This is a genomic window from Mesorhizobium sp. CA12 (assembly GCF_020165255.1).
Classification (GTDB): Bacteria; Pseudomonadota; Alphaproteobacteria; order Rhizobiales; family Rhizobiaceae; genus Mesorhizobium.
In genome coordinates, this window is record NZ_JAIUHT010000001.1 from 761321 (window position 1) to 786877 (window position 25557).

A 25557-nucleotide genomic window follows, 5' to 3' on the forward strand; every position below is an offset into this window, starting at 1 on the left:
CAGTAGGCTACTGTTCAAGCGGCCATCAGCGCCTTGATGCCGTCCGCCACGAACTGCACGGCAAGCGCCGCGAGAATGACGCCGAGCAGACGGGTCAGGATCGAGCGGCCGGTCTGGCCGAGGATGCGGTCGATGCGCTCGGACAGCACGAAAACCAGAAAGGTGATCACCAGGCAGATCGCTATGATCCCGACCAGCGCCGCCTGTGCGCCAAAACCCTGGAAGGAGCCCGATAGCAGCACGGTTGCCGAGATGGCGCCCGGACCGGCGATCAGCGGGATTGCCAGCGGGAAGGCGGCGATGTTGTGAATCATGTCCTTGGTGATGGCGACGTCGCCGATCTTCTCCTTACGGTCCTGACGGCGCTCGAACACCATTTCGAAGGCGATGAAGAACAAGAGGAAGCCGCCGGCGACGCGGAAGGCCGGCAGCGTTATGCCGAACACCGACAGGATCGAGGCGCCGGCAATCGCAAACAGCGCCATGACCAGGAAGCCGATCACCGAGGCGCGGACCGAAACCTGCTGGCGCTCGTCACGATTCATGCCGCGCGTCACGGCAAGGAACAGCGGCGCCAGTCCCGGCGGGTCGATGGTCACCAGGATGGTGACGAAGGCGTTGAACAGGCTGTCGAAACTCGGCATCGCTGGTCCCCTCCCGCCGGGCGAAGCCCAGGTTTTGCAATTGGTAGAGCAAAGCCGTGGCGCTGGAAAGCGGGAAGGAAATGGTGTGCGAAGCTGCGAAAGCAGGCGCGAAGGATCGCTACTTTCAATTCCTTGCGGCTTTTCGATCGCTATTGAGGTTCATTTAGGCGACGAGCCAGAAACTCGACCTCCATGCGCCAGGTCGCGCCGCCATCATGCGAGCGCTCGCCGAGCCAGCGAAACGAGTTTTCGGTAATGCGTGAAAAGCTCCAGCGCACAGACGCGCCGGTGCCGTCGGTACCGACCTGGACGATCGTGCCGTCCTCGGCGTGGCCGAGTTGGCGGCTGTAATACTGGTTGCGCGGGTCGCTCCAGAAGATGTGCCAGGCGTCGGCGCCCGGATCGTAGACACGCAATGTGGTGCCGTAGAAGGTCCATGCTCCGAGCGAAGTCTGGGCCCCGGTGTTCCGCGCGGGCAAGATCCAGACGTCCTGCACGGCGCGGCCTTCGAGAACCCAGCCGAAATGCACTTCGCCGCGACCCGCGAGCCTTGTGCCATCCTCGAGAATGCGTGTGGCATCGAACGTCCATGCGCCGATGAAGCGGCCATAGAGTTTCAGCTTTTCGGCAAGGTCCGGTTTTGGGCCGTCGCTGTGCAGGGCCTCGGCAAAAGGATCGGTCATTGTTGCTGCCTCGTTTGTCAGGAGAGGGCCAGCAATAGCGGTATGGCAGTGTTCTGCGCTTGGGAAAAATTGCTATCTTTCAGCCATGACGACCGCGCAGAAAACTCTGGCTTCCGGACATGGCTGGCAGGTGTCCGACGTGGTGTGCACGGCCATCGCCGGCGACAAGCCATTCGAGGAAGAGCATTGCAGCTTTTGCGTCGCCGCCGTGACCAGGGGCACGTTCCGCTATCGCACGCGCCAGGGGACGGCGATGCTGGCGCCGGGCGCCATCCTGCTCGGCAATCCCGGCGCCTGCTATGAATGCGGGCATGAGCACGGCGCCGGCGACCGCTGCCTCTCCTTCCATTTTTCGCCGGCCTATCTGGAGCGCGTCCTGGCCGACCTGCCGGATGTGAAACGGCTCGGCTTTACCCATCCACGCCTGCCGCCCTTGCCGGCGCTGGCGCCTCTGCTGGCCGAGGCGGAGGCGGCACGGGAAGCGGGCGACGGCGACGCATTCGAGGAACTGGGCCTGCGCATGGCCGGGGCGGTCGCCACGGCTGCGGCCGACACTTCCACAGCTGGCCGGGCGCCCAGCCGCCGCGACCAGAAACGCGTTGCCGAGGCGGTGCGGCTGATCGAGCTCAACCCCGATCGACCATTGTCGCTTGCCAAGCTCGCTGCCGGCGTGGCGACAAGCCCGTTTCACTTCCTGCGCACGTTCCGGCAGGTTGCCGGCATGACGCCCTATCAATTCCTGCTGAGGACGAGGCTGCACCGCGCCGCGGTGCGTCTGCGCAGCTCGAGCGCGGCGATCTCGACGATCGCCTTCGATGCCGGCTTTAACGATCTGTCGACCTTCAACCGCCGGTTCCGGCGCGAGATGGGACAAGCTCCCGGCGTGTATCGCGCCAGACGGACCAGAGGGCGCTAACGCCGGCTGAAGCGAAATCGACCTTGGCCATATCGTCGCAATCAGCGATATCCATTTGAAATTGCCATCAAAATTGTCTCTGGAAAAGTCCGGCCGACATTGGAGTTTCGGCGAGGCTTCCTATATAAGCGGTGAGTGATTCCCGACTGGATTGTGACCTGATTTGACCGACCAGAAGACACCGCGCGGGCCGGACGGCGGCCCCACCGGCATCGAGCCGATTTCGATCATCGAGGAGATGCAGCGCTCCTATCTCGATTACGCCATGAGCGTGATCGTCAGCCGTGCGCTGCCCGACGTGCGCGACGGCCTGAAGCCGGTGCATCGCCGCATCCTCTATGCCTCGCATGAGAGCGGCTACCACTGGAACCGCAAATATGTGAAATCGGCCCGCCCGGTCGCCGACGTGATGGGTAAATACCATCCGCATGGCGATGCCTCGATCTATGACGCGCTGGTGCGCATGGCGCAGGACTGGTCGCTACGCGTGCCGCTGATCGACGGTCAGGGCAATTTCGGCTCGATCGACGGCGATCCGCCGGCGGCGATGCGCTACACCGAGTCCAGGCTCACCAAGGTCGCGCATGAGCTCTTGGAGGACATCGACAAGGAAACCGTCGATTTTCAGGATACTTATGATGCGTCCGGCAGCGAGCCCAAGGTACTGCCGGCCCGTTTCCCGAACCTTCTGGTCAACGGCTCCGGCGGTATCGCCGTCGGCATGGCCACCAACATTCCACCGCACAATCTCGTCGAAGTCTGCAACGGCGCCATCGCTCTCATCGACAATCCGGCGATCGACCTGACGGCGCTGATGGAGATCGTGCCCGGTCCGGATTTCCCGACCGGCGGCATCGTGCTTGGCCGTTCGGGCATCTACAATGCCTATTCGACGGGCCGCGGTTCGATCGTCATGCGCGGCCGCGTCGAGATCGAGCAGCGCGGCAATGACCGCGAATCCATCGTCGTCACCGAGATTCCTTATCAGGTGAACAAGGCCTCGATGATCGAGAAGATGGCCGAGCTGGTGCGCGACAAGCGCATCGAGGGCATTTCCGACATCCGCGACGAGAGCGACCGCCAGGGCTACCGCGTCGTCGTGGAGTTGAAGCGCGACGCCGTAGCCGACGTTGTCCTCAATCAGCTCTACCGTTTCACGCCGCTGCAAACCTCGTTCGGCGCCAATATGGTGGCGCTCAACGGCGGCAAGCCGGAAGTGCTGACGCTGATCGACATGCTGAAGGCCTTTGTCGGCTTCCGCGAGGAAGTCGTCAGCCGTCGCACGAAATATCTGCTGCGCAAGGCGCGCGAGCGGGCGCATGTGTTGGTCGGGCTGGCGATTGCGGTCGCTAATATCGACGAGGTGATCAAGCTGATCCGCACCGCGCCGGATCCGCAGACGGCGCGCGAGCAGTTGATGGAGCGGCGCTGGCCGTCACACGACGTCGCTCCGCTGATCCAGCTGATCGACGATCCGCGCCATCGCATCAACGAGGACGGCACCTATAATCTGTCCGAGGAACAGGCGCGCGCCATTCTTGACCTGCGCCTGCAGCGCCTGACCGCGCTCGGCCGCGACGAGATCGCCGACGAATTGAACCAGATCGGCGCTGAAATCGTCGATTTCCTTGATATTTTGTCATCGCGCGCGCGTATCCAGCAGATCGTCAAGCACGAGCTGGTCGCGGTCCGCGACGAGTTCGGCACACCGCGCCGCACCGAGCTGACCGACGGCGGTTCGGATATGGAAGACGAGGACCTGATCCAGCGCGAGGACATGGTCGTCACCGTCAGCCATTCCGGCTACATCAAGCGCGTGCCGCTTTCACTCTACCGAGCGCAGCGCCGCGGCGGCAAGGGCCGCTCCGGCATGTCGACCAAGGAAGAGGATTTCGTCACCCGCCTGTTCGTCGCCAACACGCACACGCCGGTGCTGTTCTTCTCCTCGCGCGGCATCGTCTACAAGGAAAAGGTCTGGCGGCTGCCGATCGGAAACCCGCAATCGCGCGGCAAGGCGCTGATCAACATGCTGCCACTCGAGCAGGGCGAGCGCATTACGACGATCATGCCGCTGCCGGAGGACGAAACCAGCTGGGGCGAGCTCGATGTGATGTTCGCGACCACGCGTGGCACCGTGCGCCGCAACAAGCTGTCCGACTTCGTCCAGGTCAACCGCAATGGCAAGATCGCCATGAAGCTGGAGGAAGAGGGCGACGAGATCCTCGGCGTCGAGACCTGCACCGACAATGACGATGTGCTTCTGACAGCGAATTCCGGCCAGTGCATCCGTTTCCGGGTCTCCGATGTGCGTGTGTTCCAGAGCCGCAATTCCGTCGGCGTGCGCGGCATAACCATGGCCGAGACCGACCGCATCATCTCGATGTCCATCATCGAGAACGTCGATGCGTCGCCCGCAGAGCGCGCAGCCTATCTGAAGCGCGCCGCGGCGGAGCGCAGGCTTGCCGCCGGCGGAGCCGGCGAGGAGGAGGAGATCGCGCTCACCAATGAGGAAATCGGCGAGGAAGCCGAGCTTTCCGAGGAGCGCTACGAGTTCCTCAAGGCGCATGAGAAGCTTGTGCTCACGGTGACCGAATATGGCTACGGCAAGCGCTCGTCGTCCTACGATTTCCGGCTGACGGGCCGCGGCGGCAAAGGTATCCGCGCCACCGATGTGTCGAAGGTAGCCGAGATCGGCCGGCTGGTCGCGACGTTCCCGGTCGGCAATGACGATCAGATCATGCTGGTTTCGGACGGCGGCACGGTCATCCGCGTGCCGGTCAACGGCATACGCTTCGCCAGCCGGGCCACTAAGGGCGTGACGATCTTCAACACGGCCGAAGGCGAGAAGGTTGTATCGGTGGAGCGGATTTCGGAACCGCAGTCGGACGAAGAGGCCGAAGACGTGGCTTCAAGCGAGACCGGCACCGACGACATGGGCGAAGGCGAATAGGTTCAAGCTTCACCGGCCTCTCTGGGCCGGTGCGATCATGATCAGTGGCGACGGTAGACGTTGCGATGGGCGAAACCATCGAGCCGCTTGGTATTGGCCTTGACGCGCACTCGCGCTGCTTCCTGATGCAACCCGAATGCAGTCGCGATCAGCATCACAATGGTCATTGCAGTGGCAAGCATGTAGATCAGCATTTGCGTGTTCTCCTGGGCGTACAACGATGAGGTGGGGATTTGGTTTCACCGCTTGAAGCGGCAACCTAGTGAACGCTGCGTGAAATGTTCGTGATTGCCACATTCATCTGTCGTTCATCGGCGCGAAAAGGTTCACGGCAATGCAATTAATGAGATTTGCCTTTGTCCGAGAGGGTCGCTAGAAGCCTGCCATGACGGAACGCACCGCCCTTTACGCCGGCTCTTTCGACCCGCTGACCAATGGCCATCTCGATGTGCTGAAAGCGTCGCTGGCGGTGGCCGACACCGTCTACGCGGCGATCGGCATTCATCCGGGCAAGAAGCCGTTGTTTTCCTTCGAGGAACGCGTTGAGTTGATCGAGGCCGCAACCAAGGTCGAATTCGGTCGCGACAGCGATCGTATCAAGGTCGTGTCCTTCGACGGGCTGGTCATCGACGCGGCCCGCAAGCACGGCGCCTCGATCATGATCCGGGGGCTGCGCGACGGCACCGACCTCGATTACGAAATGCAGATGGCCGGCATGAACGAGACGATGGCGCCCGAATTGCAGACGGTTTTTCTGCCCGCCAGCCCGTCGGTGCGCACCATTACCGCCACACTTGTGCGCCAGATTGCGTCGATGGGCGGCGATATCCGCCCGTTCGTGCCTGCGGCCGTTGCCGGCGCGCTCGCCGCCAAGTTCACCAAATAGGTTTTCCCGGAGATACCCATGCAGCTGAAGAAGCTCGCTTCGTTCCTTGTCGTGGTTGCCGGCCTTTTCGCGGCGTCCTTGCCGGCCGTCGCCGCCGACAAGGAAAACACCATGATCATCACGCTCAAGGACGGCGACGTGACCATCGCGTTGCGTCCCGATCTGGCGCCCAAGCATGTCGCGCAGATCAAGAAGCTGGTGCGCGACAGCGCCTACGACAACGTCGCCTTCCACCGCGTCATTGACGGCTTCATGGCGCAGACGGGCGACGTTAAATTCGGCAACATGAAGAAGGGGTTCGACCCCGAAGCCGTCGGCACCGGCGGCTCCGATCTTCCCGACCTGCCGGCCGAGTTTTCGCAGAGCGAGCAGTTCGCGCGCGGCGTGGTCGGCATGGCCCGTTCGCAGGACCCGAACTCGGCCAACTCGCAATTCTTCATCATGTTCGCGCCGGCGCCGAACCTCGACGGCCAGTACACCATCGTCGGCAAGGTGGTCGGCGGCATGGATCTCGTCGATAAGATCAAGAAGGGCGATGAGGCCGACAACGGCACGGTCACCGAGCCCGACCGCATGATCAAGGTTCGCATCGCCGCCGACAGTAAGTAACTCGCTCAATTTTCAAAGGAATTTCCGACATGGCTGAGATCAAGGATCGCGAGAACGCGCTCATCATGGAAACGACCAAGGGCCCGGTCGTCATCGAAATGTATCCCGAGCTGGCGCCCGGGCACGTCGCCCGCATCAAGGAACTGGCGCGCGAAGGCGCCTATGACGGCGTGGTGTTCCACCGCGTCATCGACGGCTTCATGGCGCAGACCGGCGACGTCAAGTTCGGCAATTCGAGCAAGCCCACTTATGCGCCGTCGCGCGCGGGTATGGGCGGCTCCGACAAGCCAGACCTCAAGGCCGAGTTCTCCAACGCCAATCACGGCCGCGGCGCCTGCTCGATGGCTAGGGCCCAGAACCCGAACTCGGCGAACTCGCAGTTCTTCATCTGCTTCGACGACGCGGCCTTCCTCAACCGTCAGTACACGGTTTGGGGCCAGGTCATCGAAGGCATGGAGAATGTCGACAAGATCAAGCGCGGCGAGCCGGTGCAGGATCCCGACAAGATCGTGTCGCTGAAAGTCGCGGCAGACGTCAAGTAAAGGCGGAACGATGATGGGCGCTGTCTGGTCCCTGCTCGGCATCCTGTCCGGCGCCTTCATCGCCATCCAGGCGCCGATCAATTCGCAATTGGCTAAGGGCCTCGGCCTTCCGGTCGCGGCCGCCGCCTTTTCCTTCCTGTCCGGTGCCATCGTGCTCGGCATCATCTCGATTTCGGTGATGAAGCTGCAGGGCATCTCGCTCGACTGGAAGGCGCCGGCGCCCTGGCTGTTCGTCGCCGGCGGCATGCTCGGCGGCTTCTATGTGACGCTGTCGACGATCCTCACGCCACGCATCGGCGCGGCGGCGCTGATGGCCTTCCTGGTCGCCGGCCAGCTGATCGCCGGCATGCTGATCGACCGCGCCGGCTTCCTTGGCGTGGCGGTGCGCGAAATCTCGCTTGGCCGTGTCGCCGGCGCTGTGCTGCTCTTGGCCGGAGCGCTGCTGGTGCGGCTGACCTGAGCGTCGGCTGTTTCGTTCGACGGCAATTGCTCGCAAGGCGCGGCAACAAGACGGTGGCGAGAGCGCGGCGATCGGGTTATTGCCGCAGGCATGAAAGTGGACCTCTTCGATTTCGATCTTCCCGAAGACCGCATCGCGCTCAGGCCGGCCGAGCCGCGCGACAGCGCTCGGCTGCTGGTGGTGAGGCCGGGTGCCGGTTTCGAGGACCGGACAGTCCGGGACCTGTCGGCGCTGCTTAAGGCCGGCGACGTGCTGGTGTTCAACGACACCAAGGTCGTCCCGGCGCAATTGAAGGGCATCAGGCTGCGCGGCGAAGCGGCGGCGCAGGTCGAGGCGACGCTGCACATGCGCACCGGCCCCGACCGCTGGCTGGCCTTCATGCGACCGGGAAAGCGCATCGCCGCCGGCGACCGCATCCAGTTCGGCCATGACGGCAGTTCCTGCTTTCTGGGCCGGCTCGACGCCACGGTGCTTGAAAAAGGCGAGGGCGGCGAAGCGCTGCTCGGCTTCGATCTGTCGGGCGCCTTTCTCGACGAGGCGCTGCATGCCGTCGGGCATATCCCGCTGCCGCCCTACATTGCGTCGAAGCGCGAGGACGACGAGCGCGACCGCGCCGATTATCAGACGATCTATGCGCGCGAGGAAGGCGCGGTGGCCGCGCCTACCGCCGGCCTGCATTTCACCCCGGAGCTGTTCGCGGCGCTCGACGCCAACGGCATCGAGCGCCGCTTCGTCACGCTGCATGTCGGCGCCGGCACTTTTTTACCGGTGAAGGCCGACGACACGACCGACCACAAAATGCATGCCGAGACCGGCTCGGTAAGCCCGGAGACGGCGGCGGCGCTCAACGCGGCCAAGGCGCGGGGAGGGCGGATCATCTGCGTCGGCACGACATCGCTGCGGCTCTTGGAGAGCGCGGCGCGCGACGACGGCAGGATAGAGCCTTGGTCCGGACCCACCGACATCTTCATCACGCCCGGCTATCGCTTCCGTACGGCCGACATGCTGATGACCAATTTCCATCTGCCGCGCTCGACGCTGTTCATGCTGGTCTCGGCCTTCAGCGGGCTGGAGACGATGCGCTCGGCCTATGCGCATGCCACCGAGAACCGCTACAGGTTCTACTCCTATGGAGACGCAAGCCTGCTTTTTCGTGCGGAGACGAGCAATGGACGATGACCTCGACAGCATGGACCGCGATACGCTGATCGCGGAGGTGAAGAAACTGCGCGCCGGCATTCGCGCGCATCGCGACGCGACCGGGCATGATCTGTGCTGGCATCATCCTGACCTCTGGGAGCTTTTGCCGGAAAGGACCGAGCCGGCGATTGCCGTGCCGCCATGGCCGAAATTCATGCGCGGCTGCATCCGCTACCGGCAGTCGCTCGACGAGCAGGCGCCCGGCGCGCCGGAGCACGACAAGGAATTCAATGGCTGAGACTTTTTCATTCGAGGTGCTTGCCACCGATGGCAAGGCGCGGCGCGGCCTGGTCTCGATGCCGCGCGGCGAGATCCGCACGCCGGCCTTCATGCCGGTCGGCACCGGCGGCACCGTCAAGACCATGTATATGGACCAGGTGCGCGGGGTCGGCGCCGACATCATCCTCGGCAACACCTACCATCTGATGCTGCGACCAGGCGCCGAGCGCGTGGCCAGACTCGGCGGCCTGCATGAGTTCGCGCGCTGGCCGCATCCGATCCTGACCGACAGCGGCGGCTTTCAGGTCATGTCGCTGTCGAAGCTCAGGAAGCTAACCGAACAGGGCGTCACCTTCCGCTCGCATATCGACGGCGCGCCCTACGAGATGTCGCCGGAGCGATCGATCGAAATCCAGGGACTGCTCGATTCCGACATCCAGATGCAGCTCGATGAATGCACGGCGCTGCCGGCCAAGCCCGAGGAGATCGAGCGCGCCATGGAATTGTCGCTGCGCTGGGCAGAGCGCTGCAAGGCGGCGTTCGGCGACCAGCCAGGCAAGGCGATGTTCGGCATCGTCCAGGGAGGCGACAGCGCGGCCTTGCGCGTGCGCTCCGCCCAGGCGCTGAAAGCGATGGATCTGAAAGGCTATGCGGTCGGTGGGCTCGCGGTCGGCGAGCCGCAGCCGGTGATGCTGGAGATGCTCGACATCACCTGCCCGGAGCTGCCGGCCGACAGACCGCGCTACCTGATGGGCGTCGGCACGCCGGACGATATCCTGAAATCGGTGGCGCGCGGCATCGACATGTTCGACTGCGTGATGCCGACCCGCGCCGGCCGCCATGGCCTTGCCTACACGCGCCGCGGCAAGGTCAATCTCAGGAACGCCCGCCATGCCGACGATCCGCGCCCGCTCGACGAGGAAAGCGACTGCCCGGCCGCGCGCGATTATTCGCGCGCCTACCTGCATCACCTGGTGCGCTCGCAGGAAGCGCTCGGCGCCATGCTGCTCACCTGGAACAACCTGTCTTATTATCAGAGGCTGATGCAGGACGTCCGAGCAGCCATCGAGGCGCAGGCTTTCGAAGCGCGCGCCGCCGAGATTACCGAAAGCTGGGCGCGGGGCGATATCCCGGTCCTCTGATCGGGGAAGCGTCGGAAAACCTTTCATAAATCAGATCAAGAGTAAGTATGCCTTGCCATATCGAGGCAAGGGGCGGCACGACTTTGGTAAAGATGGACGTGTCGATCGTCGACCATAAAGCAGCAAGCGCTAATTTTTACCGGCCAGGTTCTGCGGCGACCCAGCAATGGAGTTACAGTCTATTACTTGTAATTTCAGGGGTCGTGCTTGTCGGCCTTATCTTGCGCCTGCTCGGCGCGCGCGGGGATCTCTGGCACGACGAGATCTGGAGCATCACGCTGCTGAAGCCGCTGACCTCGATCGACCAGATATTCTGGCGTGTGAACCACGACAACAACCACTTTCTCAACTCGATATACCAGTATGTCGTCGGGCCCGATGCCGCGCCGCTGGTCCAGCGCGGCTTCTCAATAACGCTCAGCGGATGCACCGTCATTGCAGCCGCGGCGATATCGCGCGGACGCTGGGCAATGATTGGGTCGGCGCTGCTGTTTGCGTTGAGCTATCCGATGGTTCACTACGGCTCGGAGGCGCGTGGCTATGCCGGCCTGGCGCTGTTCACACTCGTTGCGGTGGCTCTTCTGGAGCGCTGGTTCGACAAGCGGGGTGCGTACGGCGTCGCTCTTGCTGTCGCAATTCTGCTTGGCTTCCTTTCCCACCTGACAATGGTCGAAACGGTGGTGGTGCTAACGGCCTGGACGGCGTGGCTGAGCTGGCGAGGCAGCCGCAGTCTGATTGTCGTCAACAAGGAGGTCGTCCAAGCCTTTCTGCCTGCTTTCCTTGCCGTGCTTCCGCTTGCCGCGGCAATGCTTGTAGGCGCACGATGGTTCAGCTTCAATATCGGCGGTTTTTCCTCTTTCTCGCTCGAGAAATTCGCCGCCGGCTATGGCGGAATGATCCGCTATCTTTTCGGTCTACCGGACTGGATCGGCGACTGGACGTGCGTCGCGGTGACCTGCATCCTGGTCTTGGCACATGCAGGCGTCTCGCGCGATCGCCGGGCCAGCCTTTATGCCATCGGCGTCGTCGGGCTGCCCGCCCTGATGGCGGCGGCGCATCTGCCGAATGTTGAATTCCCGCGCTATTTCATTGTCAGCGGAACCTTGTTGCTGCTTTGGGCCGGAGACTTGATCGGACGCGGCTTCGACGCCGGCGGTAAGAGAAGGCTTTTTGCCGCCGGGATGCTCGTTCTTGTGGCCGGCGGTAACGCGGCGTTGCTGGCCCATTTCTATGAGCATGGGCGCGGTTCCTATTCCGGGATGGTGGACGAGATGACAAAGAGCGGCGCCGCCACATATGCCACCAACGCCGATTTCCGCACCGGCATGGTGGTCGATTATTTCGCTGCGCGCATCGGCCGCCAGGCATCGCTCGTCACCCAGGACAAGATTTGCACCGGACGCGCGGACTGGCTGATTCTCGAAGGCGATACCCAAAAACAGCCGGAGCGCGTGGATTTCGATTGCGCGCTTGCCTACGAACGAGCCGGAGCCTCGACCTTCTGGGGCCTCTCCGGTCTGGGCTGGACACTGTATAGCCGCCGAGATTGAGCGGTCATGCGGGGCGGGCTCAGGTACTGACCGAAGTCGAGGCGCGCAGGCTGCAGCCGGTGATCTTGAAGCTGCCGTCCGCTTGTTGCTGCAGCGTATAGACCGCCTCATAATCCTTGCCGTCGGGCCCGACGATCAGCACCTGCTGGATGATCGAGCCGGGTCCGGTCTGCTCGACCTTGCCGAAGGAATAGGACCGGGGCTTGCGCACCGGCGCGTAGCCGTTCGTCACCATGTTCATGAAGGTGTCGACGGTCGGAAAGATCTGCTTCACGTTCGGCGCGGCGAAGCTGTAGGCGGTGGCGCCGTCATCGGCGACGAAGGCCTTTAACTGGCTGTCGATGACCGACTGCGCGGCCTTGATCTCGGCGTCGCCGGCGAAAGCAAGCGAGGCTATCAACATCGGAACAAGAGCAAGTGCGAACAAAGCGCGGCGCATGGCCTGCCTCCCCGGAATTCGCTTTGGCGAATGCAATCTAACATACGCATCGCGCCATGGCGTGGTTTCACCGGGATGCGAAGATTTCACCATTTCAGCGTCGGGAAGCGGGATCAGGTACTCTTCGAGGTGCGCGGCGCGGGAAGCTTGAAAGCCGGGCAGCAGTCTGCCACAAGGGCCGCTTATTCATGAAGCAGGCTGGCAGGACCGGGCAATGAAGGCATTTTTCGTGCAGATCAAGTGCGACCTGGGCAAGTCCTATGAGGTTGCCAGCGCGCTCGCCGATGCCGAGATCGCCTCCGAGATCTACTCGACCGCGGGCAATTACGACCTGCTTGCCAAATTCTATATCGACGACGAGGAAGACGTTGGCCATTTCGTCAACGAGCGGGTGCAGATTCTGCCTGGAATCAAGGACACCTTCACCATTGTGACCTTCCGGGCGTTCTGACCGGGCCTGTCTGTGCCCCGCCGGGAAGCAGGAGCTGACCCAGCCTTGCTGTCCGTGCCTTGATTTTAGGCAATTTGCATAGAGTGGCCGCCGCGGCTTCCTAAATCTCCGATTGCGCTTGATTTTCTCCGGCGAGGCCAGTGAAATGGTCTCAGAGGGGAGTACGCGATTGGCAGCGTTCGACGAAATGCTTCCGGAAGTTTCCGGATTGAGAAGACCTTATGAGGCTTACGATCGCTGGCTGAAGGAGCAGGACCCAGCCAGGCTTACCCAGAAAATGCAGGATGCCGAGCGCGTCTTCCGCAAGACCGGCATTACCTTTGCCGTCTATGGCGAGCAGGAAGCTTCCGAGCGGCTGATCCCTTTCGACATCGTCCCGCGCATCCTCTCCGGCCAGGAATGGCGCCGGCTGACGCAAGGCATCGAGCAGCGCGTGCAGGCGCTGAACGCCTTTCTCGACGACATCTATCATCGCCAGGAGATCCTGCGCGCCGGGCGGGTACCCAAGGACCTGATCGCCAGGAATGAGGCCTTCCTGCCCGAGATGATCGGGATCAGGCCGCCGGCCGGCGTCTACACCCACATTATCGGCGTCGATATCGTCCGCATCTCGGAGAACGAGTTCTACGTGCTGGAGGACAATGCCCGCACGCCGTCGGGCGTCTCCTACATGCTGGAGAACCGCGAGACGATGATGCAGCTCTTTCCGGAGCTGTTCCAGAAGATCAAGGTTCGGCCGGTCGAGAACTACCCACAACTCCTGCGCCAGTCGCTGGCCGCGGTGCGGCCGCAAAGCAGCAAGGGCGCGCCAACGATCGCGGTGCTGACGCCGGGTTCGTACAACTCGGCCTATTTCGAGCATGCGTTCCTTGCCGACCAGATGGGCGTGCAACTCGTCGAAGGGCAGGACCTACGTGTCGTCGACGGCCATGTGGCGATGCGTACGACCGAAGGTTACAAGCAGATCGACGTGCTCTACCGGCGCGTCGACGACAACTTCCTCGATCCGCTGACCTTCCGGCCGGATTCCGCGCTCGGCGTGCCCGGCATCATGGATGTCTACCGCGCCGGCAACATCACCATCGCCAACGCGCCGGGAACCGGCATCGCCGACGACAAGGCGATCTATTCCTACATGCCGGAGATCGTCGAGTTCTACACCGGCCGCAAGGCGATCCTCGGCAACATCCCGACCTGGCGCTGTTCGGAGCCCGACAGCCTCAAATATGTGCTCGAGCACATCCACGAGCTCGTCATCAAGGAAGTGCACGGCTCCGGCGGCTACGGCATGCTGGTCGGCCCGGCGGCGACCAAGAAGGAATGCCAGGACTTTGCAAAAAAGCTGCAGGCGAAGCCCTCGAACTACATCGCCCAGCCGACCCTGGCGCTGTCGACCTGCCCGATCCTGACCGAAAAGGGCCTGTCGCCGCGCCATGTCGATCTTCGGCCGTACGTGCTGGTTTCGGATCGTATCCAGATCGTGCCCGGCGGCTTGACGCGCGTCGCGCTCAAGGAGGGGTCCTTGGTGGTCAATTCCTCACAGGGGGGCGGGACGAAGGATACGTGGGTGCTGGATGATTAAGAGCGAATAGAGAGTAGCGAATAGCGAGTAGGGAAAAGGGGGATACGACGGCAATCAATTCCTACAGAGATCTGATTGTTTGGAAGGCGGCTTTGAGGTTGGCCGTGGATTGCTATTCGGCCACGAAAGCTTTTCCAAACAGCGAAGCGTACGGAATGACCTCTCAGATAAGACGCTCGGCGGCTTCCATCGCAGCGAATGTTGCGGAAGGTCACGGAAGAGAAAATACGGGAGCTTTCATTCAATTTCTTCGGGTAGCGCAGGGCTCTCTGAAAGAGTTGGAGACACATCTCATCCTGTGCGGAGAGGTTGGGCTGATGGTCGAAGCGAAGGTCGCCAGCTTGCTTGGCCAAACTGACGAAATAGGAAAGATGCTACGTTCGATGATCCGGAGCCTGCAGCAAAAGTCATGAAGTCTTTTTCTCCCTATTCGCTACTCGCTATTCGCTATTCGCTCGACACCGGAGCAAGCTGATATGCTTTTGGGCCGCACCGCAAACGGTCTCTACTGGATGAACCGCTATATCGAGCGGGCCGAAAACATGGCGCGCCTGGTCGATGCCGGCCTACGCATGGCGTTGACGCGCACCCAGAGCGCTTCGGAGGAATGGAACTCGGTCCTGCTCAGCGCCGGCTCGGACATCGCCTTCAGCCAGAAGTACCAGGACTATACCGCCGCCAACGTCTCGGACTTCCTGCTGCGCGACACCTCGAACCCGTCGAGCACGATGTCGTCGATCGAGACGGCGCGCAACAATGCCCGCATGGTGCGCACGGCGCTGACCCGCGAGACCTGGGAAAGCATCAACGAAGCCTGGATGTCGCTGAAGCGCATGCTGGCAAGGCCGATCGACGAACGCGACCTGCCGACGGTCCTCGATGCAATCAAGCGCGAGACGGCGCTGATCCGCGGTTCATTCTACGGCACCATGCTGCGCAACGAGATTTTCGATTTCTCGCAGCTCGGCACCTATGTCGAACGCGCCGACAACACGGCGCGCATCCTCGACGTGAAATATTATGTGCTGCTGCCGTCGCTGTCCTGGGTCGGCTCGACGCTAGACAACTACCAGTGGGAATCGATCCTGCGCTCGGTGTCGGCGCATCGCTCCTATCGCTGGGTTTATGAAGCCGACTACAAGCCGACGAATATCGCCGACTATCTGATCCTCAACGTGCGCATGCCGCGCTCGCTGACTTTCTGCTACCGCTTCCTCGGCGAGCATTTGAAATTCCTCGCCGACGATTACGGTGAACGCCATGCTTGCCATGGCACGGCCGAGAAGATCCAGGCGCTGCTCAAAAGGGGTTCGATCAAGGACATATTCGATCATGGCCTGCACGAGTTCCTGGCCGAGTTCATTCGCGACAACACCAGGCTGGGCGACGAGATCGCCCAGGACTACCGGTTCTATTGAGGCCAGCCGAGGCGAGCGTTATGCGGCTCAAGATCACCCATCGTACCGAATACAGCTACGATCAGCCGGTGCAGTATCTGCTGCAGCGGCTGCGCCTTTGGCCTTCCAGCGGGCGCACGCAGACCGTCGGCTCCTGGGCGGTCAAGGTCGAAGGCGCGCGCGAGGAGGTGCGCTTTGCCGACCATTTCGGCAACGAGACGCGGCTGGTGAGCGCCGAGAGCGGCCAGAATTCGATCACTGTCGAGGCAGCCGGAGACGTGACCACGCATGACACGGCGGGCGTGACAGGTCCGCATCAGGGCTTTGCGCCGCTCTGGCTGTTCGGACAGCCGACGCCACTCACCGTCGCCGGCGAGGGCATACGTGAACTGGCCGGCACGCTGGGCCAGGGCACCGAGATCGAGCGACTGCACCGGCTGATGGGCGCTATCGGCGAACGCGTCGCCTACAGGCCGGGCACGACCAGCGTCGTGACGCCGGCGGAGGAGGCGCTCGCGTTGAAGTCCGGCGTCTGCCAGGACCACAGCCACATCTTCATCGCCGCCGCAGTCGCCCTCGGCTTTCCCGCACGCTATGTCAGCGGCTACCTGATGATGGATGCGGCCGTCGAGCAGGCGGCAAGCCATGCCTGGGCCGAGGCCTATGTCGTGGGACTCGGATGGGTTGCCTTCGACCCGGCGAACGGTATCTCTCCCGACGAACGCTATGTGCGGGTGGCGACGGGGCGTGACTATCGCGATGCCTCGCCGGTGTCGGGAATACTGCTCGGACAGGCGCAAGAGAAGCTTGCCGTCACCGTCACGGTAGAGCAGTAATCTGCGCCGGAATCGCTAGCAGAAGAGCAATCATGACCTATTGCGTCGGCCTCAAGATCGATAGCGGGCTCGTGTTCATGTCGGACACGCGCACCAATGCCGGCATGGATTCGATCTCGACCTTCAAGAAGATGCATGTGTGGGAACAGCCCGGCGAGCGCGTCATCGTGCTGATGTCGGCGGGCAACCTTGCCACGACGCAGGCCGTTGTCAGCCTGCTCGACGAGCGTAACAAGGCGGTCAGCGACCGTCATCCGAAGCTGCTCGAAACTCCCTCCATGTACCAGACGGTGCGGCTGGTCGGCGATACAGTGAAGGAAGTGATAGAGCATGCCTCGCCGAATGGCGACAAGGCGGATTCCTACTTCAATGCCTCCTTCATCCTCGGCGGCCAGATCAAGGGCAGCCCGCCCAGACTGTTTATGATCTATCCGGAAGGCAATTTCATCGAGTCGACCGACGACACGCCTTTCTTCCAGATCGGCGAGACGAAATACGGCAAGCCGATCATCATCCGTGCCTATGATCGGGCAATGAGCCTGGCCGAAACGGTGAAGCTGCTTCTGGTGTCGTTCGACTCGACGCTGAAATCCAACCTCTCGGTCGGGCTGCCGCTCGATCTGCTGTTCCTGGAACAGGATGCGCTCAGTGTGGGGCTGAACCGACGGATCGGCCATGATGACCCTTACTACCGCACCATATCGGACGGCTGGTCCAACGCGCTGAAAATCGCTTTTTCAAATCTGCCGGATTTTCCGGGATAGGCTTTGCGAGAGCGGTTCGACTGGCCGGTATCTTCGACGGCCGCTGGGGAGGGAAAATATGGACAGCGACGAATTCCGCGATTGGTCGAGGCGCGCCGCCGACTGGGGCGCTGACTATCGCGCCAACCTGCGCGACCGTCCGGTGCGGCCGGCGATCGCGCCGGGCGAGATTTTCAGAAGCATCGAGGCGTCGCCGCCGGAAATGCCGGAGTCGATGGACAGGATCTTCGCCGACTTCGAAGAAAAGATCGTGCCGGGCATGACGCATTGGCAGCATCCGCGCTTCTTCGCCTATTTTCCCGCCAATGCAGCGCCGGTTTCGGTGGTGGCCGAATATCTGGTCTCGGCGATGGCCGCGCAATGCATGCTGTGGCAGACCTCGCCGGCGGCGACCGAACTCGAAACGCGCATTGTCGACTGGATGCGCCAGGCGCTCGGCCTGCCCGTGGGCTTTTCCGGCGTCATCCAGGATTCGGCTTCCTCGGCGACGCTTGCGGCGGTGCTCACCATGCGCGAGCGGGCGCTCGACTGGCAGGGCAACAAAAAGGGGCTGGCCGGGCAGGCGAAGCTACGCGTCTATTCCTCCGACCAGGTCCATACCTCGATCGACCGAGCCATCTGGGTCTCCGGCATCGGCGAGGACAACCTTGTCCGTATCCCGGTCGCCGGACGTTTTCGCGCCATGGATACGCACGCGCTCGAGGCCGCGATCGTTGCCGATCGCAAGGCCGGCCTGCTGCCAGCCGGCATCATCGCCTGCGTCGGCGGCACCAGCACCGGCGGCACGGACGACATCGCGGCGGTGGCCGCGGTCGCTCAGCGGCACGGGCTTTACCTCCATGTCGACGCCGCCTGGGCAGGGTCGGCGATGATCTGCCCGGAATACCGGCATTTCTGGGCCGGCGTCGAAGGCGCCGATTCCATTGTCTTCAATCCGCACAAGTGGCTCGGCGCGCAGTTCGATTGCTCGATCCAGTTCGTGCGCCAGCCGGAAGATCTGGTGCGCACGCTGGCCATCAAGCCGGAGTTTCTGAAGACGCTGGGTCATGACGGCATCATCAACTATTCGGAATGGTCGGTGCCGCTCGGCCGCCGCTTCCGCGCCCTGAAACTTTGGTTCCTGCTGCGCGCCCATGGCCTCGAGGGCCTGCGCACCATGATCCGCAACCATGTCGCCTGGAGCGCAGGGCTTGCCGCGCGCCTTGCCGGGGAAGAGGATTTCGAGCTCGTCAGCGAGCCAATGCTTTCGCTGTTCTCGTTCCGGCACCGCACGGTGGCAGGCGCCGACCCTGACGAGCACAACCTCCGCCTCGTCGACGCCATCAACACCGACGGCCGCATTTACCTGACTCAAACGCGGGTAGATGGGCGCGTGGCGATCCGCTTTCAGGCGGGGCAGTTCGAGTCGACGGCGGCAGATGTCGATGCGGCGTTCGACGTCATAACCGAGATTGCGCGGCGCGTATCCTGAGGCAGCAGACCTGTTCCACACTGGTTTGCCTTTTTCAATCAGGTGATTTTCGTTAGCCGGCTTATACCTTTTCTTCGCTTTCGTTTTCCGATATAGACGGGGAAAAACGAAAATGGAGGACGCGCAATGTTTCTTTCGCCACGCCATGCCGAGATCATCCAGAGGGCGAAAGACCATGGCCGGGTGCTGGTCGATGACCTGGCGACGCATTTCAACGTGACGCCGCAGACCATCCGCAAGGACCTCAACGACCTGTGCGATCAGCGCCTGCTGACCCGTATCCATGGCGGTGCGCTGTTCCCGTCCGGCATCGAGAACATGGAGTACGAGGCACGCCGCAAGATTGCCGCCGACGAGAAGGAGGCGATCGGCAGCGCGGCGGCGCGGCTGATTCCTGACAATGCTTCGCTGTTCATCAATATCGGCACCACCACCGAGGCCGTCAGCAAGGCGCTGCTCGACCATAACGGGCTTATGGTCATCACCAATAATATCAATGTTGCCAATAGGATGCGCATCTACCCCACGATCGAGGTGGTGATCGCCGGCGGCGTTGTGCGCGGTTCCGACGGCGGCATTGTCGGCGAGGCAGCCGTCGATTTCATCCGCCAGTTCAAGGTCGACTACGCCGTCATCGGCGCCTCGGCGATCGATCATGACGGCGCGCTGCTCGACTTCGATTTCCGCGAGGTGAAGGTTGCGCAGGCCATCATCGCAAATGCCCGCCACGTCATCCTGGTTTCCGACCGGACGAAATTCGAACGCACCGCGCCGGTCCGGATTGGCCATCTTTCGCAGGTGAATACCTTCATCACCGATCGTTGCGAGATCCCGTCGATTCGCAGGATTTGCGAGGAAACCGAAGTCCGGCTGATCGAGACAGCGTTCGAATAAGGCACGCCTCGACGGCTTGCTCAGCCGACTGCGATATTTCGTTTGACATTCGCTTTGAGTTCGAAATAATTCCGTCACGGTTTCGTAAAACACAAAAATGGTGCAATGCGAAATCGTTGGAGGAATCTTTGGACGCATATCCGATCCATGACATTTTCGTCATCGGCGGCGGCATCAACGGCTGCGGCATAGCCCGCGATGCCGTTGGCCGCGGATTTTCAGTTTACCTTGCCGAAATGAACGATCTCGCCAGCGGGACCTCCTCCGGTTCGACCAAGCTCATCCATGGCGGCCTGCGTTATCTCGAATTCTTTGAATTCCGGCTGGTGCGCGAAGCGCTGATGGAGCGCGAGGTTCTGTGGAAGAACGCGCCGCACATCATCTGGCCGATGCGCTTCGTGCTGCCCTATGCCAAGGGCCTCAGGCCCGCCTGGCTGATCCGGTTGGGATTGTTCCTTTACGATCATATCGGCGGGCGCAAGCTGCTGCCGGCGACGAAGACGCTGGACATGGCCCGCGATCCGGCAGGCAAGCCGCTCAAGCCTTTGTTCCGCAAGGCTTTCGAGTATTCGGACGGTTGGGTCAACGACGCGCGCCTGGTGGCGCTGAACGCGCGTGATGCCGCCGACCGGGGTGCCATTATCCGCACCCGCACAAAAGTCGTCAGCGCGCGGCGCGACGGCGCGCTTTGGACCGTGAAGGTGCAGAATGTGCTTACCGGGGAGACCGAAGAGGTCCGCGCGCGGCTTCTCGTCAACGCTGCCGGCCCCTGGGTCGATCACGTGCTCTCGACCGCGGTCGGCCAGAACGACGTCCACAATGTCCGCCTCGTGCAGGGCAGCCATATCGTAGTCGGAAAGAAGTTCGACGACCCGCGCGCCTATTTCTTCCAGAACAAGGATGGCCGCATCATCTTCGCCATTCCTTACGAGGAAGAATTCACGCTGATCGGCACCACCGACCGCGACTATCCGGGCGATCCGCATGAGGTGAAGATCTCCGACGCCGAGATCGACTATCTGTGCGCGGCGGCAAGCGAATATTTCGCGCAGCCGGTGAAGCGGTCCGATATCGTCTGGACCTATTCGGCGGTGCGCCCGCTCTATGACGACGGCGCCTCGAAGGCGCAGGAAGCAACGCGCGATTATGTGCTGAAGGCCGATGGCGGGGAGGGTTCTGCCCCCTTGCTCAACGCCTTCGGCGGCAAGATCACCACCTTCCGCCGGCTGGCCGAATCGATGTTGGAGAAGATCGAAGGTTTTCTCGGCAAGCGCGGCAGGCCGTGGACGCATGATGCGCCGCTGCCCGGCGGCGATTTCGCGGCGACCGGCTTCGATGCCCAGGTTGCCAGGCTGAAAAGCGCCTATCCGTTCCTCGACCAGCGGCTGGCGCGCCGCTTCACCCGGCTCTACGGCACGCGGGCGGAAAGGCTGCTCGGGCTCGCCAAGTCGAATGCCGATCTCGGCCGCAATTTCGGCGCCGACCTTTTCGAGGCGGAAGTTCGCTATCTGGCCGAAAACGAATGGGCGGTCACCGCCGAGGACGTGTTGTGGCGCCGCACCAAGCGCGGCCTGCATTTCAGCCGCGAGCAGACGGCGGCATTGGAAGAATTCATGCGCGGACTGAGCAGCCGTCATGTCGCGGCGGCGGAATGAGGATCGACCGCTGATGCGCAAGGCCTGGGAGGAGGCGTGATGCTGGAATTGAGGAACGTGACGAAGACCGTCGGCGCGCAGGAGCATATCCGCGACGTGTCGCTGACGCTTCAGCACGGCTCGCTGAACGTCCTGCTTGGGCCGACGCTCTCCGGCAAGACCAGCCTGATGCGGCTGATGGCGGGCCTCGACGCGCCGACTTCGGGCTCGGTCTGGTTCGACGGCAAGGACGTCACCGGACAGAAGGTGCAGAAGCGCAACGTCGCCATGGTCTACCAGCAGTTCATCAATTACCCGGCGATGACCGTCTACGAGAACATCGCCTCGCCGCTGCGGGTCGCCGGCGTCGAGCAGGCCATGATCGACAAGGAGGTGCGCAACGCCGCGGCGCTCTTGAAGCTGACGCCCTATCTCGACCGTACGCCGCTCAGCCTGTCCGGCGGACAGCAGCAACGCACCGCGCTTGCCCGCGCCATCGTCAAGAATGCCAGCCTGGTGTTGCTCGACGAGCCTTTGGCCAATCTCGACTACAAGCTGCGCGAGGAATTGCGGGCCGAATTGCCGAAGATCTTCGCCGCGGCCGGCACGATCTTCGTCTACGCCACGACCGAACCGCACGAGGCGCTTTTGCTCGGCGGCAACACGGCAACGCTTTCGGAAGGCCGCGTCACGCAATTCGGCCCGACGGTCGAAGTGTTCCGCAAGCCCATCGACCTGGTGACGGCGCGGACCTTCGCCGATCCGCCGCTCAACACCATCGTGCTCTTCAAGAAGGGGTCGGATTTCCTGCTCGAAGGCGGCGTCAAGCTGCCAGTGCCGACGGAACTCGCCGGCATTGCGGATGCCAGCTACACGATCGGCTTCCAGCCGCATCATTTGTCGCTGGAGCGGCCGAACGCCGGCGCCGTGCCGGTGCGGGCCAAGGTCACCATCACGGAGATCACCGGCTCGGAAAGCTTCGTCCATCTCGATTTCGCCGATGCGCGCTGGGTGATGCTTGCGCATGGTATTCTCGATTTCGAGACGGACGACGAGGTCGAGGTGTTCATCGATCCGCGCCACATCATGGTATTCGACCATAACGGCCGCGCCGTGACGGCGTCGAAGCTGGCGGCCTGAGGGGAAAACGATGGCGCGCATCGAGGTCAACCACATCCGCCACTCCTACCTGCCCAACCCGCAGAAGGATTCCGACTTCGCTCTGAAGGAAGTGCACCATACTTTCGAGGATGGCGGCGCCTACGCGCTGCTCGGGCCTTCGGGCTGCGGCAAGACCACCTTGCTCAACATCATTTCGGGACTGCTGCACCCCTCGCACGGGAAGTTGCTGTTCAATGGCCGGGACGTGACCAGGCTGTCGACGCAGGAGCGCAATATCGCGCAGGTGTTCCAGTTCCCGGTCATTTACGACACCATGACCGTCTACGACAATCTGGCCTTCCCGCTGCGCAACCGGCGCGTGCCGGAAGCCGATGTCGATCGCAAGGTGCGCGAGACGCTCGACATGATCGATCTCGCTTCGATGGCGAACAGGAAGGCGCGCCGGCTCACCGCGGACCAGAAGCAGAAGATCTCGCTTGGACGCGGCCTGGTGCGCTCCGACGTCAACGCCATTCTGTTCGACGAACCGCTGACGGTCATCGACCCGCATATGAAGTGGGTGCTGCGCTCGCAGTTGAAGCAGCTGCACCGCCGCTTCGGCTACACCATGGTTTATGTCACGCATGACCAGACCGAAGCGCTGACTTTCGCCGACCGCGTCGTGGTCATGTATGACGGCGAGATCGTGCAGATCGGCACGCCTGCCGAACTTTTCGAGCGTCCGCGCCACACCTTCGTCGGTTATTTCATCGGCTCGCCGGGCATGAACGTGCTGCCGGTTGCGCTGGAAGGCAGGACGGCGAAGCTCGGCGCGCAGCACATCGAGTTACCCGGCGTGCCCAAGGCTGAAGCCGGCGCCGTCGAGCTCGGCATTCGTCCCGAATATGTGCGGCTCGGCCGCGAGGGCATGACGGTGCAGGTCAGCAAGGTCGAGGACGTCGGTCGCCACAAGGTCGTGCGCGCCAATCTCGAGGGCAGGGAGATCGCCGCGGTGATCGGCGAGGATGACGAAGTGCCGGCCGAACCGAAAGTCCGCTTCGATCCGGCCGGCATCAACATCTATGCCGATTCCTGGCGCGTCGAGATGGGGGCATAGATGGACAAGACCTGGAACAACAAGGCCTGGTTCCTTGTCCTGCCGGTGCTGGTGCTGGTGGCGTTCTCGGCCGTCATCCCGCTGATGACGGTCGTCAACTATTCGGTGCAGGACACGTTCGGCAACAACGTCTTCTTCTGGGCCGGCACCGAATGGTTCGAGGACCTGCTGCACTCCGACCGCTTCTGGGAAGCGATGGTGCGCAACCTGATCTTCTCCTTCATCATCCTGGCGATCGAGGTGCCGCTCGGCATCTTCATCGCGCTCAACATGCCGAAGAAGGGCTGGGGCGTGCCGGTCTGCCTGGTGCTGATGGCGCTGCCGCTGCTCATTCCGTGGAACGTCGTCGGCACGATCTGGCAGGTGTTCGGCCGCAACGACATCGGCCTGCTCGGCTATTACATCAATGCGCTCGGCATCGACTACAACTACGTCCAGGATCCGATCGATGCCTGGGTAACCGTCATCATCATGGATGTCTGGCACTGGACCAGCCTGGTCGTGCTGCTTTGCTATGCCGGCTTGGTCTCGATTCCCGACGCCTTCTACCAGGCGGCCAAGATCGACGGCGCGTCGCGCTGGGCTGTGTTCCGCTACATCCAGCTGCCCAAGATGCAGCGCGTGTTGCTGATCGCCGTGCTATTGCGCTTCATGGACAGTTTCATGATCTATACCGAGCCCTTCGTCGTCACCGGCGGCGGTCCCGGCAATTCGACCACCTTTCTGTCGATTGACCTGGTCAAGACGGCGCTCGGCCAGTTCGACCTCGGCCCGGCGGCGGCGATGTCGCTGGTCTACTTCCTGATCATCCTGTTGTTGTCGTGGGTGTTCTACACCGTGATGACCAACTACGACGCGGAGCGCTGAGATGGCGGGCGCCAACGAAACGACGCGCGTGAGCGAGACGGCGGTCACCGAAGTGGGCAGCACGCTGTCGCAGGACGAGGTGGCGAAGCTGATGCGCCGCCGCGGCGAGGAATCACGCTGGTGGTGGATCGTGCCGACGGTCTACATCGTCGTTATCCTGCTGCCGATCTACTGGCTGATCAACATGAGCTTCAAGACCAATGCGGAGATCGTGTCGTCGCTGACGCTGTTCCCGCATAATCCGACACTGGCGAACTATCGCACCATCTTCACCGACCCTTCGTGGTATTCGGGCTACATCAATTCGATCACCTATGTGGTGATGAACATGGTGATATCGGTGGCGGTGGCGCTGCCGGCGGCCTATGCCTTCTCGCGTTACCGCTTCCTCGGCGACAAGCATTTGTTCTTCTGGCTTTTGACCAACCGCATGGCGCCGCCCGCGGTGTTCGCGCTGCCGTTCTTCCAGCTCTATTCAGCGTTCGGCCTGATCGACACCCATATTGCCGTGGCGCTGGCGCACTGCCTGTTCAACGTGCCGCTCGCGGTGTGGATCCTCGAAGGCTTCATGTCCGGCGTGCCGAAGGAGATAGACGAGACCGCCTATATCGACGGCTATTCCTTCCCGCGCTTCTTTCTGAAGATTTTCATGCCGCTGATCGCGAGCGGCATCGGCGTCGCCTGCTTCTTCTGCTTCATGTTCTCGTGGGTGGAGCTCTTGATCGCGCGCACGCTGACCACGACGGACGCCAAGCCGATCGCCGCCACCATGACCCGCACGGTCTCTGCCGCCGGCATGGATTGGGGTCTGCTCGCCGCCGCCGGCGTGCTGACGCTGATCCCCGGCGCTTTGGTTATCTGGTTCGTGCGAAATTATATCGCCAAGGGCTTTGCCCTGGGGAGGGTCTAAAGCCATGAATCTCGACTTCTCCTGGATGGCGTGGACGTGGCCGACGGCCGCCTTCTTCATCATCATCGTGCTGATGCTCTTTGGCATGGGCGTCTGGGAATATGCCTCGCCCGGCGGTCATCCGCGCATCGGGGTGCTGCGCTTCGAGACGACGCGCGGCGATCGTTTGTTCCTGTCGCTGCTTGGCAGCGCATTTATCCATCTCGCTTGGCTGGGTCTGGTTGGACCCAACCTGTGGTGGGCTCTCGCTCTCTCCGTGGTCTACGCCGTTGGCGTGTTCCGATACGTATAGA

General features: G+C 62.4%; 28 protein-coding genes. 24 read left to right on the top strand and 4 right to left on the bottom strand.

Annotated features, from left to right (window positions below; all coding sequences use genetic code 11):
- Nucleotides 1-14 precede the first annotated feature (14 nt).
- Both LB520_RS03630 and LB520_RS03635 read right to left on the bottom strand, forming a co-directional pair.
- The gene (locus tag LB520_RS03630) at nt 15-644 is read right to left on the bottom strand and encodes a MarC family protein (RefSeq protein ID WP_140546758.1); all 630 of its coding nucleotides are present in this window, start codon (nt 642-644) and stop codon (nt 15-17) included.
- 149 nt (nt 645-793) lie between these two features.
- On the bottom strand, nt 794-1327 hold the full coding sequence (locus LB520_RS03635; RefSeq protein WP_224636456.1) for a hypothetical protein: 534 nt from the start codon (nt 1325-1327) through the stop codon (nt 794-796).
- A gap of 85 nt (nt 1328-1412) precedes the next feature.
- On the opposite strand from LB520_RS03635, the gene LB520_RS03640 reads away from it, so the two are divergent.
- Nucleotides 1413-2243: an AraC family transcriptional regulator gene (locus tag LB520_RS03640; RefSeq protein ID WP_224636457.1), complete on the top strand. Its 831-nt coding sequence runs from the start codon at nt 1413-1415 to the stop codon at nt 2241-2243.
- A gap of 163 nt (nt 2244-2406) precedes the next feature.
- A complete protein-coding gene (gene gyrA / locus LB520_RS03645) occupies nt 2407-5193 on the top strand; it encodes a DNA gyrase subunit A (protein ID WP_224528955.1) in 2787 nt (928 codons plus the stop codon).
- A gap of 41 nt (nt 5194-5234) precedes the next feature.
- Here gyrA and LB520_RS03650 read toward each other — a convergent pair whose 3' ends face one another.
- A complete protein-coding gene (locus LB520_RS03650) occupies nt 5235-5387 on the bottom strand; it encodes a hypothetical protein (protein WP_095765297.1) in 153 nt (50 codons plus the stop codon).
- Nucleotides 5388-5578: 191 nt separating this feature from the next.
- Between LB520_RS03650 and coaD the strand changes: the two genes are divergently transcribed.
- From coaD to LB520_RS03690, 8 genes are all read left to right on the top strand, one after another.
- Nucleotides 5579-6079: a pantetheine-phosphate adenylyltransferase gene (gene coaD / locus LB520_RS03655; protein ID WP_095765298.1), complete on the top strand. Its 501-nt coding sequence runs from the start codon at nt 5579-5581 to the stop codon at nt 6077-6079.
- An 18-nt stretch (nt 6080-6097) separates the two neighbouring features.
- Nucleotides 6098-6688 (top strand): peptidylprolyl isomerase, encoded by a 591-nt coding sequence (locus LB520_RS03660; RefSeq protein WP_411969854.1) that lies wholly within the window; start codon nt 6098-6100, stop codon nt 6686-6688.
- Between the two features lie 29 nt (nt 6689-6717).
- On the top strand, nt 6718-7230 hold the full coding sequence (locus LB520_RS03665) for a peptidylprolyl isomerase (RefSeq protein ID WP_095765300.1): 513 nt from the start codon (nt 6718-6720) through the stop codon (nt 7228-7230).
- A 10-nt stretch (nt 7231-7240) separates the two neighbouring features.
- Nucleotides 7241-7690 carry a DMT family transporter gene (locus tag LB520_RS03670; protein WP_224636458.1) on the top strand — a complete coding sequence of 150 codons (450 nt, stop codon included), beginning with the start codon at nt 7241-7243 and terminating at the stop codon, nt 7688-7690.
- Between the two features lie 90 nt (nt 7691-7780).
- Complete coding sequence (gene queA, locus LB520_RS03675; protein ID WP_224636459.1) at nt 7781-8869, top strand: tRNA preQ1(34) S-adenosylmethionine ribosyltransferase-isomerase QueA; 1089 nt, start codon at nt 7781-7783, stop codon at nt 8867-8869.
- On the top strand, nt 8859-9128 hold the full coding sequence (locus LB520_RS03680; protein ID WP_224636460.1) for a hypothetical protein: 270 nt from the start codon (nt 8859-8861) through the stop codon (nt 9126-9128). The genes queA and LB520_RS03680 overlap by 11 nt, the downstream gene beginning before the upstream one ends.
- Nucleotides 9121-10251: a tRNA guanosine(34) transglycosylase Tgt gene (tgt, locus tag LB520_RS03685; RefSeq protein ID WP_224636461.1), complete on the top strand. Its 1131-nt coding sequence runs from the start codon at nt 9121-9123 to the stop codon at nt 10249-10251. The genes LB520_RS03680 and tgt overlap by 8 nt, the downstream gene beginning before the upstream one ends.
- A 92-nt stretch (nt 10252-10343) precedes the next feature.
- Nucleotides 10344-11801 (top strand): hypothetical protein, encoded by a 1458-nt coding sequence (locus LB520_RS03690; protein ID WP_224636462.1) that lies wholly within the window; start codon nt 10344-10346, stop codon nt 11799-11801.
- Between the two features lie 19 nt (nt 11802-11820).
- On the opposite strand, the gene LB520_RS03695 is transcribed toward LB520_RS03690, so the two are convergent.
- Complete coding sequence (locus tag LB520_RS03695; protein WP_224636463.1) at nt 11821-12240, bottom strand: DUF4864 domain-containing protein; 420 nt, start codon at nt 12238-12240, stop codon at nt 11821-11823.
- A 214-nt stretch (nt 12241-12454) separates the two neighbouring features.
- Between LB520_RS03695 and LB520_RS03700 the strand changes: the two genes are divergently transcribed.
- From LB520_RS03700 to LB520_RS03765, 14 genes are all read left to right on the top strand, one after another.
- Nucleotides 12455-12691 (top strand): Lrp/AsnC ligand binding domain-containing protein, encoded by a 237-nt coding sequence (locus tag LB520_RS03700; RefSeq protein WP_040995065.1) that lies wholly within the window; start codon nt 12455-12457, stop codon nt 12689-12691.
- Nucleotides 12692-12860: 169 nt separating this feature from the next.
- Entirely contained in the window at nt 12861-14273 is a 1413-nt protein-coding gene (locus tag LB520_RS03705; protein ID WP_224602430.1) for a circularly permuted type 2 ATP-grasp protein, read from the top strand.
- Nucleotides 14274-14326: 53 nt separating this feature from the next.
- Nucleotides 14327-14686: a four helix bundle protein gene (locus LB520_RS03710; RefSeq protein WP_095765308.1), complete on the top strand. Its 360-nt coding sequence runs from the start codon at nt 14327-14329 to the stop codon at nt 14684-14686.
- A 63-nt stretch (nt 14687-14749) separates the two neighbouring features.
- Entirely contained in the window at nt 14750-15691 is a 942-nt protein-coding gene (locus tag LB520_RS03715; RefSeq protein ID WP_095765309.1) for an alpha-E domain-containing protein, read from the top strand.
- A gap of 20 nt (nt 15692-15711) precedes the next feature.
- Nucleotides 15712-16506 (top strand): transglutaminase domain-containing protein, encoded by a 795-nt coding sequence (locus LB520_RS03720; RefSeq protein ID WP_224636464.1) that lies wholly within the window; start codon nt 15712-15714, stop codon nt 16504-16506.
- 32 nt (nt 16507-16538) lie between these two features.
- Entirely contained in the window at nt 16539-17270 is a 732-nt protein-coding gene (locus tag LB520_RS03725) for a peptidase (protein ID WP_095765311.1), read from the top strand.
- Nucleotides 17271-17328: 58 nt separating this feature from the next.
- Nucleotides 17329-18741, top strand: coding sequence for a pyridoxal phosphate-dependent decarboxylase family protein (locus LB520_RS03730; protein ID WP_224636465.1), 1413 nt, complete (start codon nt 17329-17331; stop codon nt 18739-18741).
- 126 nt (nt 18742-18867) lie between these two features.
- On the top strand, nt 18868-19635 hold the full coding sequence (locus LB520_RS03735; protein WP_140545843.1) for a DeoR/GlpR family DNA-binding transcription regulator: 768 nt from the start codon (nt 18868-18870) through the stop codon (nt 19633-19635).
- Nucleotides 19636-19763: 128 nt separating this feature from the next.
- Entirely contained in the window at nt 19764-21290 is a 1527-nt protein-coding gene (glpD, locus tag LB520_RS03740) for a glycerol-3-phosphate dehydrogenase (RefSeq protein ID WP_224636466.1), read from the top strand.
- Nucleotides 21291-21329: 39 nt separating this feature from the next.
- The gene (locus LB520_RS03745) at nt 21330-22409 is read left to right on the top strand and encodes an ABC transporter ATP-binding protein (protein ID WP_224636467.1); all 1080 of its coding nucleotides are present in this window, start codon (nt 21330-21332) and stop codon (nt 22407-22409) included.
- A gap of 10 nt (nt 22410-22419) precedes the next feature.
- Nucleotides 22420-23487, top strand: coding sequence for an ABC transporter ATP-binding protein (locus LB520_RS03750; protein WP_224636469.1), 1068 nt, complete (start codon nt 22420-22422; stop codon nt 23485-23487).
- Entirely contained in the window at nt 23488-24354 is an 867-nt protein-coding gene (locus LB520_RS03755) for a carbohydrate ABC transporter permease (RefSeq protein WP_095765316.1), read from the top strand. It abuts the gene before it with no gap.
- Nucleotide 24355: 1 nt separating this feature from the next.
- Nucleotides 24356-25264 carry a carbohydrate ABC transporter permease gene (locus tag LB520_RS03760; RefSeq protein ID WP_095765317.1) on the top strand — a complete coding sequence of 303 codons (909 nt, stop codon included), beginning with the start codon at nt 24356-24358 and terminating at the stop codon, nt 25262-25264.
- A gap of 4 nt (nt 25265-25268) precedes the next feature.
- Entirely contained in the window at nt 25269-25556 is a 288-nt protein-coding gene (locus LB520_RS03765; protein ID WP_224636470.1) for a DUF2160 domain-containing protein, read from the top strand.
- The last annotated feature ends 1 nt before the right edge of the window (nt 25557 follow it).